Here is an 18,850-nt window from a genome sequence, read left to right as displayed (position 1 = left end):
AAAATACTCCGGGTTCGGGCAGAGCCCGACGCGGCCGCTACTCGGCCGCCTCGCTCGACGGCGCCGCGTCAGCGGCTCCACCCTCACTCGCCGCAGGTTTCGCCTTCTTCCGCTTGCGCGGTGCAGGCTTCACCGGCTCGCCAACGACGTCCGGTGCATCCGACGCGGGGATATCAGCCGCGTAGGCCCAGCCGGGGCGATCGTCGTCGTCGTCATCGATCGCACCGACCGGAGGCATAGGCTCGGGGCTGGCCTCCGCGACGATCGGCGCGGGTGCCGGCGCTGGCGCAGGCGCAGGCTTCGGGGCAGCAGCCGCTTTCGACTTCGCAGCCGGAGCACCAGGCGCGGCCGGCTTCGCGGCCGGGGCGGGCTTCGCAGCCGGTGCCGGCTTGGCAGCAGCGGCAGGGGCGGGGGCTGGCGTCGCCTCAGGTGCCGGCGCTGGCGCGGCAGGCTTTGGCGTGAAGGTGATATGCGCGATGCCGACGATTTGGGCCAACTGGCGAGGGCGCAGGAGCACGCCGGTGAACTGCGCGAGGGACAGGACGCGGTTCGCGGTGATGACCGCTTCCTCTTGATCGCCCAGGGTCCGGTTGCCGGCCCACTTCTCACCACCGGCGACGTTCGTCTCGACGCCCTCGAACTTGCGGACGGTCTTGATCGTCGTGCCGGAGGCTTCCGCGACGTACTCGGCCGTCTCGAAATCGGTCCCGCCGAACACGACCTTGACCTGACTGTTGACCGTCACCGATTGCTGGACGGAGCGGCCATCGAGGCGCGTATCGTCGGGGGCGAGCAGATCGCCCAGGTTCTGGAACGCGACTGACATATTGACGCCCGCGCCCGCGATCGTCGCCAGCCCATCCATGACCGGCTTCGACACGAGGAAGCGCAGCTCGTCGATGAACAGGCTCAGCTTGGTTTCACGCTCGCGTTGGAGCCGCTTCGATTCCTGCAAAATCTCGACGATCAGGGCGCGTGTAGCGCCCTTCAATACCGCGTTGTCGATGCTCGACGTGACATAGACGACCGCGCCGTTGAGTAGCGATTGCTCGACGCTGAAACCGGCCTTTTTCGGGTTCAGCTTCTCGTACTCGGACCATTCCTCTAGCCGGGCTATGACCGTGCTCAGCGGCTTGCCAGCTTCCTCGTCCTGATCGCGCTTCGCCTTGAGGGCTTGCAGGACGGTGCGGATCTTCGGCGTCTCGCCCTCGCGAAACAGCTCCATCGACATGCTACGAGCGAGCGCCTTGTAGTGATCGGCGTCCGTGCCGCGCTCGTCCATTTCCATGATCGTGAAGAACCGGGCGCGCCGATCGAGCGGTGTCCCACCAGCGAAAGGCGAGTAGGAGCCCGGCGTCGTCTCGTTGGCGAGGTCGAGGGAGATAAAGCGCTTGCCGGCCGCGGTCGCGGCTTCCTCAATGATCCCAGGCAGAAACTTGTCGCCCTTGGGATCGATCAGGAACACGGCATCGCCGCGCTTGACGGCCTGGTCCGCCCATATCTGGAACGTCTTGCCCTTACCGAAGCGAGTGGCACCGACGACCATATGGTGCGTGTCGTACCATTCGGAGTCCGTCAGGTAGACCGGCGCGCCGTTCTCGTCGCAGCCGGTGAAGACCTTCCCGGCCTTGTAGAAGGTGCGCGGATCGTAATCGCTGGCGACCTCTTTCGAGAGTTCGGAGCGCATGTCGCTCAGCTCGTCGGCGGGCTGTCCGACGCGCAGGCCGCGCCAGATTCTCGACACGAACGGACCCCCATATCGATGATAAATTAAGCGCACCATGAGTGCAGCTACGAAGGCACCCAGGAGCCCCGGCCACCAGCGTCCGAAGGCGCGCCCGACCGCCGCCATCGCGAAGCTTACGCTCGTGGTTCCAGCCGCAGCGGCCACCGTGATCGCCAGCCAGCCGGCGAGGATCAGGAGGCCGAAATAGAGCAGCCGGCGAACGAACACCCAATGATGCTCAGCCTCCGTCATCACCGGCGACGCGACCACCGGCGTGAAGCCGCACGCCACCAGAGCCACGATGATCGCCATGAGCGCGTAGAACCAACCGGGTTCAAAATGCGCCATCGAGAGGCGGAGGGTGTCGTTGATAAAACCCATGTTCAAGCTTTCTCCGATAACCCGAACACGTCCCCTAAGGGACGTGCTCGGGCCGGTATGTCGACCCGGCTAGATAGCCGGAGCGACGCTGCGCAAACCGTGGTGCCAACCCCAAGGGGTCAGATCGGGCACCATCCGGTAAGCGTCAGCGCTCACGCCTATAAAGGCACGCGTCGGCGTCCCCGCAAAGCAGGGTGTCCCGGAAGTTTGTTCAACCATAATGGTCCCCGATAACGATAAGTCAGCATCGCAGAATCCTTTCCCGTTAATCCAAATGAAGTTAAACGACGCCACCACGGCGCCATCGTGCTCTCCGGTTCGGCTGCCAAGCCTACCCGGTACTACTAGCCATAGCGGTGCCAACCGCTGTGTCCTCTTTCGCACTTGCTTAGCGCTTTCGAGACGTTGCCTTTGGGCCTGCTAGCCCTCAGGTTTGTCGCAATCCGACTTCGACCAAATCGCACGGATCGCTTTTCACTCTACTCACGCCGCTCCCACGCATAGGCCATGTCCCGGTGCCACCCGGGCGGACCCTTAGCGCTTCCCACGTTATCCAGACTGGTCTTGTCGATCAGACCGCCAGCGTCTCACCATAGCTGCTAGGATTAGATCCTTTCATCCGCAGGGCTATTTAGCGATATCGCAAAATAGCTTGTTCCTGCTTCCGATTTCGGCGGGCCGAGGTTCCATAGCACCTCGCTTACTCGCAGCTTGGCTTCCGACTTTGGTCAACGGCAACTGTAGTGCCGTCACTGGCTCTTGATCCCCACGACGCACCCTCAGGGGTGCGATTACATGCTTGAGCTATTCGTCGATCTCGGCGGCTTGCGCCCCCGAGTACCGCGCGACCAAGATTTCTCCCGTCGCGCTTGCCAGGGTTTCCCGCTGGCACGTGGCGCCCACATGCGTGGCATAGGTTCGACCGTTCCCGGCCGCCCCTAGCGCGGACTGATTACCGCGTCTCCTGTCTGTCAGGGTGGGCCAATTTCGGACCCGGTTCGTGGTGCGTGAGCACCCATCCCCGGACCTCCATCGGCTTTACCGTATCACTACGGCTCCCGTGTCCGTGTCGCCCAAACTCAACAGTTTCAAAGATCGATTGGGTCGAACGGGGCATTACAGCCCCGAGCGCCCGTTGCAGCCGGACGAGCCTGATTAGAGGCATCCGGCTACGGCAAGTGCTGGTCGATCGAGCTTGGCGGCTCGGCCGACCTACTAGGGTTGGCAACCCTAGCGCGCCGGTTTCCCGGCAGAGGACAAATGGCAGATTGAGCACAAAAGGTAGGCGCGTTGCGGCCGTCGCTGTTTCTCCTTTCCAAGAGCGACGGGGAAGGTTGGGGAGGATCGCCTGACTGTGGCGGCTTGGTGAAAATCGCGGCCACCAGGCCGCTCTAGTGAACGGGTTCCGGTGGGCGAGTTTCGGGCCGTAGCAGCGGCAGCGAAACGCCTTCTTCTTCAACGTCACCCGTGGTCGGGACAGCTTCGGCTTGGCGAGCCGCTTCTGTCTCACACGCACATTCACCCGGTCGCAGACGGGATCTGCGCGTGTAGTCCTATCCCCCCGATGGCCGCCTGTCCATCGCGCGTACAGGAACCTCTTTATATTTTTCAGACTACGTACCCCCCGCAGGGGGGTTCCTTCTATTTATTATTCGTACTTTCGTGTAACCAGCCGCCTTATGGTTCCGGTTACAGTCTTCCTCTCCCAAGCCATGCAGCAGCCTCTCCGAGCCGTCGCGAAGGGTTACTCGCTCCATGTCACCGGCCGTGTCCCAGCCGATCGCCTCCTTGCCCTAGCGGCCAAGTTCGAGGCGATCTTCCAGACCGATGCGAGCTATTCGACGCGCCAAAGCCGTCGCCGCCGAGGGGTCGCAAACTACTACTTCTTTGCGCATCCTCGCCGGGGTTCGACGTCCTTCGACTGGTGGCTTCTCTCAACAGAAGGCACCCCCCCAAAGGGGGTCAATGAACCGTGGCGGGATGCCTCCAAACAGGGTCAGCGTCTCAGGTATCAGGACAGGTTCGAGGCCGTTCAGATGCCCGCGAAGGGCGGTGCCCCGCGTTGGACGTGGCGCCTCACGCAGCGATATTACGCCGAGCTAGAGGTCGCGATTTCGACCGCGATCCGTAAGCGCGGCGGTGACGACGAGCTCGCCCAGCTTCTCCACGGCATCCACCGGATGCCCGGCTTTCGCGGCGTGCGCGGACAGGTAGCGGCACTCAGAAGACACACTGTTGCAGAATGGAGACGCGCCCGCGACGGTGCTGAATGTCCCCATCTTCCCCCCCGCGTGCAGGGTTTCCAGCGCTACACAGCCGTCAAATCCGTGCCGGCCGAGCTGGTGATCGAGCGCGTGTTGAAGGGCCTCGATCCGATCGATTTTGAGTGGCGTCGCAACGTCGCTCCCGACGCCACAGAGATCCCCGATGTGTCCGACGCCGACCCGGTTGGCGCGATGCACGAACCCCAGGAAACGACCGCCGATGCCTGAACCGATCAACCTCGTCACACATTACGGCGCGCCGATCGCCGCCTACCTCGCGGACGACACCGTTACCGAAATTTGCGTCAATCGGTTCGATCAGGTGTTCGTCGAACGGCGCGGCCGGCTCGCCCAGGTCGAGGGTGCGTGGCGCGACGAAGAAAACCTCGTCAGCTATATCAAGTCGATCGCACACAAGCTCGGGCAGGAGGTCAACGACCGCAACCCGATCCTCGACGCTCGCTTGCATGACGGCACCCGGATCAACGCCGTGCTGCGCCCGACCGCTGTCTATGGTCCCTGCCTATCGATCCGGCCTTACCCCAAGGTGCAATTCAGCCTGGACGATCTAATCGGCTTCGGAGGCCTCCCGCCGATCAGCGTCGAGATATTCCGTCACGCCATCGACCACCGGCTAAACGCCGTCGTCAACGGCGGCACCGGCTCAGGCAAGACGACCCTGCTTCGGGGCCTATGCGGCATGATCGATCCGGCCGAGCGGATCGTGACCGTTGAGGACACCGCCGAGAACCTAGTTGGTACAGACCGGCACGTCGTCAGCTTCGAGGCGGCGAAGCGCGACATGCAAGGTGGCGCTGCCGTGACGATGGCGAGGCTGATCGCGAACTCGCTTCGCCAGCGCCCCGACCGGATCGTCGTGGGCGAGATCCGCGAGCCGGATGCGGCCACGGCCTATATCGATGCGATCAACACGGGGCACGCCGGCGCGCTCACAACCGTGCACGCGAACAACGCGCGCGAAGCGCTCACCCGCCTGCAAATCCTCTACGCGCGTGCGGCTTCAAACATCACACTGGATATGGCGCAGGTGTTCATACGCCAGAACATAGATTTAGTCATATTCCAGACACGCGAGCGCGATCCAGACGGCACGGTTGCGCGCCGGGTGAAGGAAATTGCGACAGTTTCAGCGGAGGGTGTGAGCTATCTCGTGACGCACCGGCACGGTGATGGCTTTAATCATGACGCTCATGCGCTCGATGACTGGAAAAAGCAGGTCGAGGCGGCTCACCACTGACCTATGTGAAAGGCCGGTGGAGAATCACCGGCCTTGCCGTAGCGTCGGATCAGGCGTCCGAGCTACTACCCTTGCGAAGTAGCTCCAGAATGGTTCTATCGACTGCCCCTACCGTCGCGATGGTGTTAAGATCGACGCAGCAGGCGCACGCCTGTATATAAACGTCGATTGCAGACCTAATCAGATCCTGCTCGCTGACACGCAAGCCACTCTCCTTATGAATGCGATCGCGAAGGCCCTTGAGCTGGTCCGACATCGCGTCGTTCATGAAGATGTTTTTGCGCTTCTCAGTCATGTAACCCTTGCTTTTTAGCGCCATACACGAGCCGCCGCGGTGCGGTTCGATGGCTCAATCCCATACTAACACACTACCGCTGTCGTTCTATGTCAGCGGTTGTGTCCTAGTGACAATTCGTTAATCTAATCGAGCCCCACCAGCGGCTTAGCGCGGGATTCGCAGCCCTAGGGACGTGCGCCTGTAGCGCTTTGATGATCCCCGGAGTCACACCGGGAATCACATTTTTTGTCATATCTGCTTTGCATCCACCCCCTTAACGGGTATGGGTAAGCTGTAGCTAGGGAACGGAGTACCCGGCATGGCTAAGGGCGACTTCCTGCAAGATGCGGAAGACGTAACACTCCTGACCCGTCAGGAACTGATTTGGGGCATCCCAAGCAGCTACTTCGTGGTGTCGGTGGGGCTGGCAGTGATGCTTAGCTATCTGCTGACATGGTGGGTGGGTCCGGTGCTCGGCGTTCTGCTGATTTCCGGCCTCTACCAAGTCCACGAGCTCGATCCTCAGGCGCTCGACGCCTGGGTGATCCGTATCCGCTCCCGCATCAATGGCTGGCGGGGCGGCGAGAAGGGACGTCGTTACGTCCGGATTATCGACTGACCCGGTTGCACCAGAGGAAGGAAGAGCTTGTGAAGAACCCCGTAATCAAGATGGCGGCTGCCGTGCTGGCAGTCGTCGGCTTGGCCTCCCCGGCATTCGCTGACAGCGGCTATACGCTCCCGAGTTCGGGTGCGAGCGGCATTCTCGGCAACATCGAGCAGTGGCTGACGCAGCTCGTCAACTTCGTCACCGGCCCCGCAGCCGTCGCCATTTCGGTGCTGGCATTCATCGGCGCGGCTGCGCTGTGGGTGTTCGCTCCCCGTGGCGGCGCGATCGGCATCGCCCTGCGGGCCGTCGCCGCGACCATCGTCGTGTTCAACCTCACCGCCATCACGGTCTGGCTGACCGCGTAAGGAAGCTACTCGAATGATCGGTAAAGCATGGGCGGCGGGTGATGCCTTCTCGGTGATAACGCCGGTGGGCAACGCCTTCCTCACGAAGACCGGGGGGCTTGTGATAGGCATCGACCTATCCGGGTTCGCACCGGACGCCGCCAGCTTTAACGAGTGCGTGAACAATGCCCGGCTGGCGCGCGTGATCTACAGCGCGCTCCTGCCGGGCGTTAACGTCAGTCAGTATTACATTCAGGCCGAGGGGCATCGCGTCCACCTTCGCCGCCGCGAGCACGGGATGCTCAACCGCTTGGTCGAGGCGCGCGAAACCGCGCTGAACGACCGCGGCCTATCAATCTCGCGCCTCGTCCACCTTCTCACGATCCCTGATGTGTCGGGCTGGAACGCGAACCTTCTCGCGACGCTCGTCAAGAATCTGCCGATGGCGCCGTTTGATCCGCGCGCACGGAAGATCCTCAAGGCTCGTTTCTCGTCGGCCGACGCCATCAACGTCCAGATCGATGACCTAGAGCAGCGCTACAGCACCCTCCTTCGCATGGCCGAGGATGCAGCCGCGAAGTGGTCCATCCTCATGCAAGCGCGCGTGATGGACCGCAACGAGCTATGGGCGATCATGAAGTATCTCGGGTCGTTCGATCCGAAGTATCTCGACGAGGGCGTTCGCTACCCCGTGCCCGACGACGATTGCGACCTCGCGTTGTCGTCAGGCGATATCGATCCGGTTCAGATCGAGTATCAGGACTCGCTGGCGATCACCGGGCCGACGAAGCGCTTCGCGCGTCTCGCGGCCGTGACCAAGATCCCGCGCTCGCCGGTGGGCGTGTACGTCCGCGACGCCGGCGCGCCGCTGATGGTGCCGGGAACGTTCACGATCGCGCTCAATTTCCAGATGCTCAGCGAGTTTGATCGAAGCTGGAAATTCAAGGTCGCGCGCACCCGGTTGGAGCGGACCAAGCTCAACCTGTTCAACATGATCCAGGGCGACGACAAGAAAGCCGAGAAGCGGCGCGTCTATTCGGAAAAGCTCGAGGAATTGGAGAAGGCCGAGGCGACCGACGATCGGTGGTGCTTCGGACAGCTACAGGTCGCGGTAGCGTCGGACGATCCGGCACGGATGCTCGCCACCTGTGCCGCGCTCGATACGTCGTTCCAGGCTCGCGGCGTTCATCTGTCATGGGAGGGCGCAGCCCTGCCGACCGCATTCATGGCGTTCCAGCCAGGCGGTTACGAGCATGGCTTCCGCCGCACGACGTTGACGCTCAGCCGCGCCGCGACGCTCAGCCTCACGTTCCGCAACTCGACCGGCATTCCATCGGTCCCCGACCTCGCCGGGGAAGAGCCGCAGTACGTTTTCGAGACGGAGAGCGGTCAGCCGTTCTGGTACACGCCGTTCATCGGCGGGAAGAGCTTCGTGATCGGGATCGGCCCGACCCGCAGCGGTAAGACGTTCGCCAAGAACACGCTCGGGGCTCACTTCCTGAAATATGGCGGCTTCCTCCGCGCGATCGATATCGATCCCGGCACGGAGGCGCTGGCGCAGGCGTTCGGTGATGATGGCGGTGTGTTCCGCATGGGACCAGCGGCTTACCCGGCCAATCCGTTCGTCAGCTCGACCGGGCCGGAGGATATCGCCTTCCGCGCGCACATGATTTCGCTGATCAAGCTGCTCCTACAGGTCAACGACGCCGAGGAAGCGCGGACGCTATCGATCCACGACCAGCAGGACGTCGACCGCGCGTTGCTTGAGACGCAGAAGCTACCGACCGAAATGCAGAACCTCCGCACGTTCGTGGAGCATCTGCCGCTCACGCTGCAAAAGCGGTTCAGCCGGTGGCTACCGGGCGGCGCGTTCGCCGGCATCTTCGATGCCGAGCGGGACGGCATCGGGAGCGTCGACAAGCCGATCGGCGTGTTCAACCTCCAGGCGTACCGCGACAATATCCGCGTGCTTCAACCGCTGATGTTGGAAATCTTCTACCGGCTGACGATCCTCGTCGAGAGCCCGCACACCCGGAGCCGCCCCAAGCTGCTCGATATCGACGAGGCGCACCACGCGCTCCGCGTGCCCGAGTTCCGCGACTACATCGTTGCGAAGGTGCGGACGTGGGGCAAGTTCTTCGGCGGGATCAACCTGTGGTCGCAGTCGCCCAAGGAGTTCCTTGAAACGCCGGGCTGGGACGCGGTTCGCAGCGCAGCCACGACGTTCATTTTCATGGCCGACCCAAGCATGGACGTGGAGCTCTACAAGCAAACGTTCCTGATCGATGACACGGTTTGCGAGGCAATCTCCAAGCTGACGCCGCGCCGCGAAATGCTGATCGTCCAGCCGGAAATGGGGATCGTCCAGAAGGTCGTTCTTCGTCCCGAGCCCGAGCAATACGTCATCAACACCAGCAAGCCCGACGAGTCCGCGCTCCGCGACCAGCTCGTGAGCGAGTTCGGGTTCGATGAAGGGCTTCGCCGGACGGTGAAGGAGATCCAGCGCCGCGCCAATGCGGGCGTGGATGCGGTGGCAGCAGAATGATGATGGAGGACGACACGATGAGGCATACCCTATTCCGCCGTGCGGCTGTCGCCGCGTCGGCTCTCGCCGTCGCCGTAGCGGCGCCGGCGTCCGCTCAGTGGGCGGTGATCGACGGTAGCAACCTGATCCAGAACACCCGCTCGGCTATCCAGTCGATCGACCAGCTTCTCGAAATGAAGCGCCAGGGCACGCAGGCGATCAGCAACGCGAAGCGCCTGACCAACCTCGACTCGATGCTGTCGCAGGTGCGGCGGACCACCAGCCAACTCGACGACGAGCAGCTTCGTTCGGTCGCGAACGAGGTCTATCGCACCAATCCGGGCGCACCGGGGGCGCTGGCACGCATCCAGGCGCAGCTACGCGCGCAGGGTGGCCCCGCCGCCAAGGACAATGCGCTGTCGCGTCTCAGCGCCGCGCTTGGCGCTAGCCGTGCCGACGCCGCGCTCGGCAACTACAGCGGCATGTATTCGCGATCGGACACCGCCGCGAACCTCACCCGTGGGATCGCGGACGTCGAAACCGACCGCGCCAGCCTTGCGCGGAGCATTGACGACTATGCGGCCCAAGGCTCGCGCCTAGGCGACAACAACCTCGCCGCGAGCGTGCAGCACATGGCGACCGGCAATCTGCTCAACGCCCGTCAGATGAACAAGATGATGGAAGCGCAGAATCTTGTCGCGCAGCAGAACCAAGAGAGCATGAACCGCGAGCTGGCCCAGGAGTCGGCGCGGCTCGAGTCTCATATCCGTGCCATCCAGAAGGCCAACGCGGCTCAGAATGTCACCTTGAGCGACATTTCCGCGCGGCCGGTTCAATAAGGGAAGAGCGAATGAACACGGCGCTTTTGGCGGTTGGGGCCATCGCCCTAGCGGGGGCTTCATTCGGAGCGGGGCGCGTGACGTGCCACGCTTCCGCAACCGCCTCAGCGCCGCCTGTTACCACGGCGACGGGTGCAACCACCGCACCCGCGGTGCCGGCGACCGCTTCCGCATCATGCGAAAGCAAGGATGAAGTCGCAGAGATGATCCGCAATCGAAAAGCGGAGCATGAAGAGGCTGTGCGGCGCGCAAACAAGCGCGCCGCCCAGCCAAGCGGCGTGTCCTATATCAATCCAGTTCCAGCCCCACCGCCCGGCCAATAATCATGAAAATTAGCCGGAAAATTGGCGCCCTTGCTGGCGCAGCCGCCCTAGTCATGCCTACGATCGCGATGGCGATCACGCCGGAGCAGAACAGGAACCCCGAAACCTTCAACGCGACCTATGGTGCTTTCATCAATCAGATGGAGGGCAAGCTTGCTCCCCTTCTCAGCACCAGCAGCGAGTACGGCCGCTATATCTACGTGTTCTTGACCGGCTTGTCCGTCATCTACGCGGTGTTTCATCTTTTCCGGTACGTCTCAGGGAACGCCAACATCGGCGTGCTCGTCGAGAAGGGCATCTATCTCCTGTTCGTATGGGGGCTGATGACCTCCTATTCGACGGTGACATATTGGGTATTCGGCGGGTTCACGGAGCTTGCCGGCGTGATGCAGAAGAGCATCCTACGCGACGACAAGCTGATGGGGCCGGCCGTTCACCTCTTCAAAGTGGCGGAATCGCTGCAATGGGACTCTGGCAACATTCTCGTCGACGGCGTTCAGTCCGTCGCCCTTTACTTCTCAACCCTGATCCTCGGGCTATTGCTCGCGATCGTCGGCGCTCTCGTCGCCGCGTGGCCGGTTTTCGGCTACTTCGTCGCCAAGATCATCGGCCTTTCGCTGATCCCTACCCTTTTGATCCCGCAGCTCAGCTCGCTCTTTGATGGCTGGATGCGCCTGTTTTTCGGCTTCGCCATCTTCACGCTGGTGGGCCGTGCGGTGCTCGTCGGGATCGTGCTCATTGCCGAGATCCTTTTCGGCGCGGCCTACGGCTCCGCTGTCCCTGTCTCGATGCTCGGGGCGATCGACACCATTCAGGACGTCCTGATCGCGGATATGTTCTTCCTGCTCGGGATCGTCTTCCTCTCCGCGACCGGCTTCACGGTCGGAAAGATCACCGGGGGCGGTGCGGTCAACGTTGGCGTCGGCAGCGCCATGCAGACCGGCGCCCGCCTGCTAGCTGGTAAGGTAATCTGATGAACAGTCCGCAGAAGATCCCGCTGGATAGCGGGCTAGACGACAACACGCAGCTTCCCGACACCGAGGGACGCCGCCTCGCCAACACGCGGAGTGTTCAGCAGCTCGCGCGCGCCAGGACGCTCCAAAATGCGCTGATCGTCGTCACGATCCTTTCGTGCCTCGTCTCCGCGATCAGCATGTTCGGCTGGATGTCGGCTACCAAGCGGTTCGCTCAGAACGTCCGCGTCGCCTTCGTTAAGATGGCGCCGAACGGCTCGACGCAGGTCGAGTATTACGAGGACGGCGCGGAATCTAATCGCTGGTTCCAAGCGACCATCAACAAGTCGCTGATGGACTACGTTGAGCATCGTTATCAGGAGAAGCACGGCACGATCAGCTATGATTGGGGCTACGCCATGCAGTTCATGAGCGACCCCGTTCAGAAGCAGTTCGTCAACGGCTTCAACGCGGCGAAGGTCGCAGCAGCGTTCGAGGCGAGCCAGAGCACCGGCGAAACCGAGGCGACCGTCCGCGCGATCGATCACGACGAGATTATCACGCCGGACGGCCCGAAGGACGACGACGGACAGCGCATCGTCCATTCGACGATTTACCTCCGCCTGACCAAGCCGGCCGCAGATGGCCGCGTGCGCGACGTCGAGAACAAGATCCTTCGCGTCGTCTGGCACTTCCGCCCGAAGTCCGAACTCAACACCGAAATGCTCCGAGCCAATCCGCTCGGCATCGCCATCACCCAGGAGCGCATGACCGATGATCCTACGCCCGTCGAAGCGACTACACCGGCAGTGGTGCCCGGAGCGCCGCTCCCAGCCGCAGCCCCAGCGACGGGAGCGCCAGTTGCGCCCGCTGCTCAGTAGCGCCGCAGGCGTCGCGCTGGCGCTTACCGCGTCCAGCGCCCCGGCCGACGTGCTCCCGCGCGGGATGCGCGTTCCCACCGTCGAGACGAACGGAACCTGCCAGCGCCTCGCAGCGCGGCCAGGCCATCGCTACTCGCTTCGCGCCAACATTCAGGTTGCCACACGCGTGTCGTTCCCCAGCCCGATCGAGGTGTTCGAGACTACGCTACCCAAGCTTTGGGACGTGAGCACCTACGACGGCTCGCTTTGGGCGCGGCCGAACTCGACCACGCCGGAGGGGGCTCGTACCGGCGTATCCGTCCGCCTGAAAAACGGCGATCACTATGATTTCGTCTTCTATGCAGCCGACAATCTCAGCCCCAGCCGGTCATGCGTCATCATCACGCCGCGTCAGGCGCGCTATCGCGGCCCAACCGCGGCGGACCTCGCCGCCCAGCAGGCCGAGGAAGAGGCGAAGCAAGCCGCCTTCGACGATACGGTTGAGAATATCCGCCGTCAGGCCGAGAACCAGGCCAACGACGCGATCAAGGCGTTCCAGTATTCGATGAACACCGCCTACGAATGGCGGCCGGCATCGAAGCAGTCGGCCGGTATGAACGGCCTTATCTCCGCCGCCTACGACGATGGCCGCTTCACCTATATTCGCATCCGCACCACCGGCTACGGCCTCCCGGCCTTGTCGGCGCGCGATGGCGATAAGGATCTCGTCGTCCAATACACCTACGACGACCTCACCGGCGTCTATACCGTGCTCGGCCTGTTCGACACGCTGCGCCTGTCAGTCGGCACGAGCGCAATCGACATTCGTCGGAAGGGCTAATCATGGCGCTATCCACCAGCAGCAAGCCGAAGATCGAGGGGCTTGGAACGTCGGATCGCAAACTCGCGATCATGAAGCCCGAGCACATCAAGCGCGGCATCCTTATCCTTCTCGGTATCGCGACGTTGCTCGTCATCGCGGCTGTGTGGAAAGGCATATCGAATAGCCGCAGCTTCGAGGCACGGCAGGAGGCGCGGCGCGCCGAACGATCGAAGCGCGAGGACGCCGCGGCCGATAAGGCCGCCGAGGCGAACAACAACCCGGCCGCGAGCTTTCAGCAGGACGTCGCCACCTTCCAGCGCAACGGCGTCGCAGCCGATCCCGCCGCAGCCGCTACGACTGCCCCGGCAGGAACCACCGCCGCGACGACCGGCCCCGATGCCACGTCGGTGAAGCTGCAAGAGGCGATGAACGAAGAGCGGTTGCGCGCTTACAAGGATATCCGCGAGCCTTTGGCGCTTGCGGTTCCGAATGGCGACAAGCCGGTTGGCACGACCACCAGCGCCAGCGTTCGCCAAGTCAGCCAGCCGGAGCCCGAGGCGCAGGCTCAGGCGCAAGCCCAAGCCCCGGCCGATGCCGAAACCCAGGCGCTGCTACAGCAGCGCGCGCGCCTAGCCGAGCAGCTTCGCTTGCTTGAGCAGAGCGCGGCAGGAGCACGCTAATGAACCGTCTCGCTCTTCTCACCGCCGTTGCCGCGACAGCGCTCGCAGGCCCCGCGCTCGCCCAGGTCGACCCGAACAACGCTCAGGCCCTCGCCAACATGCTCCGTCTGATGACTCAGGCGCAGACCGCGACGAACGCACCCGCCCCGCCAGCGCCCGCCCCGGCTGATGCCGGCCCGGCCGCTGGCCCGGGCGTTGTGGAAGGATCTACCGTTGCCGGCGCCGGCGCGGATCAAGCCGCCGCAGCGGCGAAGGCTGGACCGGACAAGCCGCAATATACCGGCCCCACCGGACGTGTCGCGATCGGCACGCTCGCGGCCGGCACGCTCAGCACGACGGTAATCAGCGACTATCCCGGCCCGTGGAAAGGGACGCTCACGCAGCCGATCTATACGATCGATCGCAAGTACGTGCTGTTCCCCGAGGGAACCGTCGTCGTCGGTCGCGTGGCGCGTGTCGGAGGCGTCAACGAGGCGATCAACAACCGCCTCGCGCTGATCCCCACCGAGCTCGTCCGCCCCGATGGAATCGCGTTCAAGATCAACCAGAACGCCATCACGGACGACAGCGGCACGGCCGGCCTCGCTGATAAGGTCGACTACCATTTCACCGCCCAGGGCGCCGCGATCGGCGCCTATGGCGTGATCGACGCGCTCCCCGATTTGGTTCGCAAGGTGACGGGGGCCGACCAGCAGAACAACAGCGTGACGCTCGACCTCAGCAGCCAGCAGGCCGGCTATATCCTGCAAAAGTACCTGTCGCTCGTCCCCACCGTCACGGTTCGCGCGGGCACGCGCTTTCAGGTGTTCTTCGTCGAGGAAATGGAGGTGCCGCTAGGCCACCCCCGCGCACCCTATCAGCTCACCAACTACAAGAGGGGCCAATGACGCCGCGCGCTATTCTCCCGACGGCGATTGCTACGCTCGCGCTTGCGCTGGCGGGTTGCGCCGCGCCGCGCTCCGCAACCGCCGTCGTCACACCCGAGACGATCCGGCCGCCAGTAGCGACGGGGCTCGATACGCTGGTGCGTATGAAGCTCCCCGACAACCTCCCGAACGTCGAAGCCGCAGCTCGCTTCGTGCTGCGCGGCAGCGGCTACGAGTTCACGACCTATTGCGCGCATTGTCCGCCCAAGGCCCCGACGATCGCCAAGGAGCCTGTTTCGCCGCTCGCGTACACCGGAGGCATCACGACCGTTCGTCGGGCGCTGCTACTCGTGGGAGGATCAAAGGTGCGCTTGATCGTCGACGACCGCGCGAAGGTTGTCACCTACGACGAAATGGCCGCACTGTGAGGCGCGCCCTCGTCATCGTCGTGGCAGCGCTGGCGCTCGCCGGCTGCACCCACAAGCGGCTTAATCCGGTGACGGTGAACGTCGCTCCCCCGCAGCCGGTCTATCTCGAGCCGGCAGCGGGTCGCGTCGTGTCGGCGGTGCTCGTCGACCTCCCACCCGATCCCAGCCCCGCCCCGGCTCCCGCCCAGGTGCCGGCCGCAACTCCTAGCGCTCCGCGCCGTTAACCAGATCATGATGCTTTCGGGGGCAAAGCGACCTTGAGGTAAGGAGGCGATGATGCGGCCAATGTCGGACAACGAGATCAGCGCCATGCGCGAGCGCGTGTGGAACAAGATCGGCCCGACGCTTCACGTCTTCGCCCACTTCCTCGCGACGTTCATCGTTGTCTATTTGCTGTGCGGCTTCGCCGGCACGCCCACGCACTTTTCGCGCGGAGGCTATTGGCTGCAATTCGTGGCACTGATGGTGCCGCTCGCAGCCTACGTCTATTTCGGCATGTTCAAGAAAGACGCGCCGCACTTCCGGTAAGCGGGCGCGGCGGGCTCAGAAACTCGCCATCTTTGCCGTGATCGCCGCGACGTAGTTTTGTGTCTCCCGATAGGGAGGTATCCCCCGGTACTTCTGCACCGAGCCCTCGCCCGCGTTGTACGCCGCGAGGGCCATGCTCACGTCACCGCCATAGCGGCGCAGCAGGTTGCGAAGATGCCTCGCGCCACCCGCGACATTCTGGATCGGATCATAGGCGTTCACGACGCCCAGGCCGCGCGCGGTGCCGGGCATGAGCTGCATAAGGCCCATAGCCCCCTTCTTCGACGTCACGCCCTCGCGGAACCGAGACTCCTGCCACACGACCGCGCGCAGCAGGGATTCATCGAGGCCGAAAACCTCCGCAGCGGCCGAGATCAGCGGCCCATATTTGCCAGCCAGGTTCCGCGTGCTCGATCGCGTCGCCGGCGCTGCGTTCGCATATTCCGCTTGCTCGCCAACTACTCCGGGTTCGGGCAGAGCCCGACTGACATAGGGACGCGCGCCGTAGGCGCTCGTATTTGCAACCGGCGCGGCGATCGGAGCCGGGGCCGGAGCGGGTGCCGGCACGTCGCGATAGGTGCCGCGCTGGACGAACGTGCCGGCATTGCCGACGACGACAGCGCCTTTAGCCGTCACCTTGTAGACTTCCGCGTGCGCGGCGCTGCCTACCCCCAAGGCGATCATGACGGCGATCGCGGCCGGCGCTTTGATTTGCATCCGGCGATCGTATCACGGCAGGCCGCAGATGCACGGAAAAAGTCATCAATTCTATGTAGCGCCGCGTACCCAGCGGGGGGGTGACGACCGTCCAAGCGGCTGATATGTTTGCTTCGCACATTCGCGGCGATCCTTCTTAGGATCGCATCGTGCGATTCTTTGGAGGACGCCTTCACCCTAAAATGGAGGTTATCATGAAAAAGAATCGTGGTGCACAACACGCCCAGCCTCAACAGGCTGTATCAGAGGAGCAAGCTTTGCTCGTTCAACGTCGCTCACAACAGAGTGATATGAATGACAATCAGCCTACGACTCGCGATGAACTCGCGGCTCTACGGGCTGAAGCTTCGTCTCAAGCTGCAAAGATCGATCAAGCCTTTCTAGGCTTTGAGAAGGTCTCGATGCAGGTCAACAGCGTGACGGTCAAGTTTGAAACGTTGAATGTTCAAGAGCGACTTTTGTCGTTGGAGAGCATCGATCGCGGTCTTGCTCAGGCAAGCTCGCGTTTTGAAAACGTGGCAGATTCGATCAAGCGTATCGATCAGCGTCTCGCGGATCTTGAGCGCGCCAAGGATGAGTCTGTTAAGGCTCAAGCTAAGTTTGACACTCAGCTTACGGTCCTAAAGTACGTCTGCAACACTATCGCGGTTTTCGTGATTGGTGCTGTCGGTCATGCTGCCGGTCCTAAGCTTGTTGAGCTTATCTCGGCTGTGTTGAAGTAGCTCTTGCACGTAGATCCTCTTAGGATCGAAACGCTCTAGCTAAAGGGGGATAGGTTTTCCTATCCCCTTTTTTCTTGCCTTCGGCCGATCGCCAACCACGCTCAGTCATCCGTCGCGTGGTCGCGGAGCGCCCTAGCAATCTCGGCCAGGAGCTCGGCCACCTCAGCGCTTCGGCCGGCCGCGAAAGCTTCAACAATGCGTGCCGACTGCTCGAATTGATCGGGTTCGTTTTTCATGCCGTTACGGTGCCTTATCGCGCGCGTGACGGCAATCAGCCGCATTTTGCTTCGCGATATGTTCCGTGCCTGATAGCCTCCCGTCACGACCACCCGGAACGCTTTCAGGGAGCGCCATCGATGTTCGCGATCGGACCCAAACAACCTAAGCCGCAGCAGCAGGGCAATGGCGGTGCCATCCTAGGCGGCGCGATGCTCGTCGCCTGCCTCGTCAACGCGCTTGGCAACGCGATCGGCTTCGGCTTCGTCGGCGCCGGCTATCTGCTCAGCGGCCTATTGGCCGCTGGCGGGCTGATCTACGTGCTCGCGAAGATCACCGAGGGCGACCGCGACCTGTGGTGGCATCCGTTGTCCGCATGGCCGATCGCTGCCGCGATCGTCTGGTGGAGCACGTTCAGCGGCTTCAACTACATGGCGATCCAGACCAACCCGACCCTGCTCGGGGACGCGGGCGGGCTCGCGGACAGCAGCATGGCCCGTTTCCTGCCGTTCTACGCGACGCTTTGGTTCAAGGCGGGAGGCTTCGCGCTGATCGCCGCGGTGCGCCTGGTGCAGCACGCGTTGGAGAAGAAATACCAGTATTAAGGGGGGAAGCCTCCCCCTGAGGTCGAGCCGCGTTCCGCGTCTCGCCCTACCCCCTCAGCGGGGGCAAGCCCCCGCAACGCCCCGATATTGAAACGGCGCCGGAGATCCCGGCGCCGTTGCTATTTGGTACGTCGTGCCGGCGCGGCCGGCTTGTCGAGGCCGAGCACCGGCACCATCGCAATCGCCTTGTCGGCTACCATCCAGCACCCCGCGATTTGTGCGGAGGTGGGATTGTTGACCGGCTCAACATTCTCGGCCTTTTCCATGCGTCGTGCGACATGCCGCCACACGTTGAGCCGCAGCACGCCCTTGTGCATGTTGAACATCGCGGGCGTCGTGAAGCGGGCAACGTGTGCCTCAACCCGGTTCGATAGATCCTCTTCGATCGTCTGCACGGCCTCTCCGAAGCGTCGTGCGCGAGCGGGATCAGTGCGCTCGGCGTTGGCAATGTAGAGAAGGATATTGCAGCGGGTGAGCTGGCCTAAGCGCTCAGCGTCGCGGCCTAGAACCTCGCGCGCTTCACCCTCCGCCTCGCTACGGGCGACCCGCTCGCCGGACGTCATCGTTTGTCCAACGGCGACCGTCGCCGTCGAAGCGCTCAACGCGCCTACCGCCCCCAGCCAGATCCAGCGCCACCCCATAGCGTCCCCCTTATCCCTGCGATCAACCCCGTCGCTCGATCACAACCATCGTGACGGTGACGGACGGTGCCTTACTCTTCACTGACCGTCGAGAGCGGCCCTGCAGGGCCGCAACGGCCTACCGGCCGCGATGCTTGCTAAGCGGGAAAGGGGCGCGCGGCCCCCTTCCCCAGCAAGCTGAATAGCACCCCCGTGTTGTCGCTTCGCTCCGGCCCGCGCCAGGGTGCGATTCAGCTTGCCCCCCATCCCCCCGCTGCTCGCCGCGAAG

The 18,850-nt window shown here is 63.2% G+C and carries 20 protein-coding genes; 16 read left to right on the top strand and 4 right to left on the bottom strand.

Going from position 1 to position 18,850, the window contains the following annotated elements; translation table 11 throughout:
• Positions 1-37: 37 nt before the first annotated feature.
• Positions 38-2,107: a type IV secretory system conjugative DNA transfer family protein gene (locus tag FHY03_RS20405; protein WP_260159519.1), complete on the bottom strand. Its 2,070-nt coding sequence runs from the start codon at positions 2,105-2,107 to the stop codon at positions 38-40.
• 1,712 nt (positions 2,108-3,819) lie between these two features.
• Here FHY03_RS20405 and FHY03_RS20400 point away from each other — a divergent pair.
• Positions 3,820-4,599 carry a hypothetical protein gene (locus FHY03_RS20400; protein ID WP_183932265.1) on the top strand — a complete coding sequence of 260 codons (780 nt, stop codon included), beginning with the start codon at positions 3,820-3,822 and terminating at the stop codon, positions 4,597-4,599.
• Positions 4,592-5,629 (top strand): CpaF family protein, encoded by a 1,038-nt coding sequence (locus tag FHY03_RS20395; protein WP_183932264.1) that lies wholly within the window; start codon positions 4,592-4,594, stop codon positions 5,627-5,629. The genes FHY03_RS20400 and FHY03_RS20395 overlap by 8 nt, the downstream gene beginning before the upstream one ends.
• A 49-nt stretch (positions 5,630-5,678) precedes the next feature.
• Here the strand turns inward: FHY03_RS20395 and FHY03_RS20390 are convergent, their stop codons facing one another.
• Positions 5,679-5,924 carry a hypothetical protein gene (locus tag FHY03_RS20390; protein WP_183932263.1) on the bottom strand — a complete coding sequence of 82 codons (246 nt, stop codon included), beginning with the start codon at positions 5,922-5,924 and terminating at the stop codon, positions 5,679-5,681.
• 301 nt (positions 5,925-6,225) lie between these two features.
• Between FHY03_RS20390 and FHY03_RS20385 the strand changes: the two genes are divergently transcribed.
• The 12 genes from FHY03_RS20385 (at position 6,226) to FHY03_RS20330 (ending at position 15,681) form a co-directional block, all read left to right on the top strand.
• Positions 6,226-6,525, top strand: coding sequence for a VirB3 family type IV secretion system protein (locus tag FHY03_RS20385; protein ID WP_183932262.1), 300 nt, complete (start codon positions 6,226-6,228; stop codon positions 6,523-6,525).
• Positions 6,526-6,554: 29 nt separating this feature from the next.
• Complete coding sequence (locus tag FHY03_RS20380) at positions 6,555-6,878, top strand: TrbC/VirB2 family protein (RefSeq protein WP_183932261.1); 324 nt, start codon at positions 6,555-6,557, stop codon at positions 6,876-6,878.
• A 13-nt stretch (positions 6,879-6,891) separates the two neighbouring features.
• Entirely contained in the window at positions 6,892-9,402 is a 2,511-nt protein-coding gene (locus FHY03_RS20375; protein ID WP_183932260.1) for a VirB4 family type IV secretion system protein, read from the top strand.
• Positions 9,399-10,220, top strand: a complete 822-nt coding sequence (locus FHY03_RS20370) for a hypothetical protein (protein ID WP_183932259.1) — start codon at positions 9,399-9,401, stop codon at positions 10,218-10,220. The genes FHY03_RS20375 and FHY03_RS20370 overlap by 4 nt, the downstream gene beginning before the upstream one ends.
• 391 nt (positions 10,221-10,611) lie before the next feature.
• Positions 10,612-11,517, top strand: a complete 906-nt coding sequence (locus FHY03_RS20365; protein ID WP_183932258.1) for a hypothetical protein — start codon at positions 10,612-10,614, stop codon at positions 11,515-11,517.
• A complete protein-coding gene (locus FHY03_RS20360) occupies positions 11,517-12,377 on the top strand; it encodes a VirB8/TrbF family protein (RefSeq protein WP_183932257.1) in 861 nt (286 codons plus the stop codon). Before FHY03_RS20365 ends, FHY03_RS20360 begins: the two co-directional genes overlap by 1 nt.
• Positions 12,358-13,197, top strand: coding sequence for a TrbG/VirB9 family P-type conjugative transfer protein (locus FHY03_RS20355; protein WP_183932256.1), 840 nt, complete (start codon positions 12,358-12,360; stop codon positions 13,195-13,197). The genes FHY03_RS20360 and FHY03_RS20355 overlap by 20 nt, the downstream gene beginning before the upstream one ends.
• Positions 13,198-13,199: 2 nt before the next feature.
• Entirely contained in the window at positions 13,200-13,859 is a 660-nt protein-coding gene (locus FHY03_RS20350; RefSeq protein ID WP_183932255.1) for a hypothetical protein, read from the top strand.
• Positions 13,859-14,746, top strand: a complete 888-nt coding sequence (locus FHY03_RS20345) for a TrbI/VirB10 family protein (protein WP_183932254.1) — start codon at positions 13,859-13,861, stop codon at positions 14,744-14,746. Before FHY03_RS20350 ends, FHY03_RS20345 begins: the two co-directional genes overlap by 1 nt.
• Positions 14,743-15,153: a hypothetical protein gene (locus tag FHY03_RS20340; protein WP_183932253.1), complete on the top strand. Its 411-nt coding sequence runs from the start codon at positions 14,743-14,745 to the stop codon at positions 15,151-15,153. Before FHY03_RS20345 ends, FHY03_RS20340 begins: the two co-directional genes overlap by 4 nt.
• Complete coding sequence (locus FHY03_RS20335) at positions 15,150-15,377, top strand: hypothetical protein (protein ID WP_183932252.1); 228 nt, start codon at positions 15,150-15,152, stop codon at positions 15,375-15,377. The genes FHY03_RS20340 and FHY03_RS20335 overlap by 4 nt, the downstream gene beginning before the upstream one ends.
• Before the next feature lie 61 nt (positions 15,378-15,438).
• Entirely contained in the window at positions 15,439-15,681 is a 243-nt protein-coding gene (locus tag FHY03_RS20330) for a hypothetical protein (RefSeq protein ID WP_183932251.1), read from the top strand.
• 15 nt (positions 15,682-15,696) lie between these two features.
• On the opposite strand, the gene FHY03_RS20325 is transcribed toward FHY03_RS20330, so the two are convergent.
• The gene (locus tag FHY03_RS20325; RefSeq protein WP_183932250.1) at positions 15,697-16,398 is read right to left on the bottom strand and encodes a lytic transglycosylase domain-containing protein; all 702 of its coding nucleotides are present in this window, start codon (positions 16,396-16,398) and stop codon (positions 15,697-15,699) included.
• Positions 16,399-16,592: 194 nt separating this feature from the next.
• On the opposite strand from FHY03_RS20325, the gene FHY03_RS20320 reads away from it, so the two are divergent.
• Positions 16,593-17,120 carry a hypothetical protein gene (locus FHY03_RS20320; protein ID WP_183932249.1) on the top strand — a complete coding sequence of 176 codons (528 nt, stop codon included), beginning with the start codon at positions 16,593-16,595 and terminating at the stop codon, positions 17,118-17,120.
• A 116-nt stretch (positions 17,121-17,236) separates the two neighbouring features.
• Positions 17,237-17,941 carry a hypothetical protein gene (locus tag FHY03_RS20315; RefSeq protein WP_183932248.1) on the top strand — a complete coding sequence of 235 codons (705 nt, stop codon included), beginning with the start codon at positions 17,237-17,239 and terminating at the stop codon, positions 17,939-17,941.
• A gap of 119 nt (positions 17,942-18,060) precedes the next feature.
• On the opposite strand, the gene FHY03_RS20310 is transcribed toward FHY03_RS20315, so the two are convergent.
• Positions 18,061-18,582, bottom strand: a complete 522-nt coding sequence (locus FHY03_RS20310; protein WP_183932247.1) for a hypothetical protein — start codon at positions 18,580-18,582, stop codon at positions 18,061-18,063.
• Positions 18,583-18,850 lie beyond the last annotated feature (268 nt).

The sequence above is a fragment of the Sphingomonas sp. BK345 genome, assembly GCF_014193845.1.
Classification (GTDB): domain Bacteria; phylum Pseudomonadota; class Alphaproteobacteria; order Sphingomonadales; family Sphingomonadaceae; genus Sphingomonas.
The sequence above is the reverse complement of the archived record's forward strand: the minus strand, read 5'-3'. Positions and strand labels throughout refer to the sequence as shown.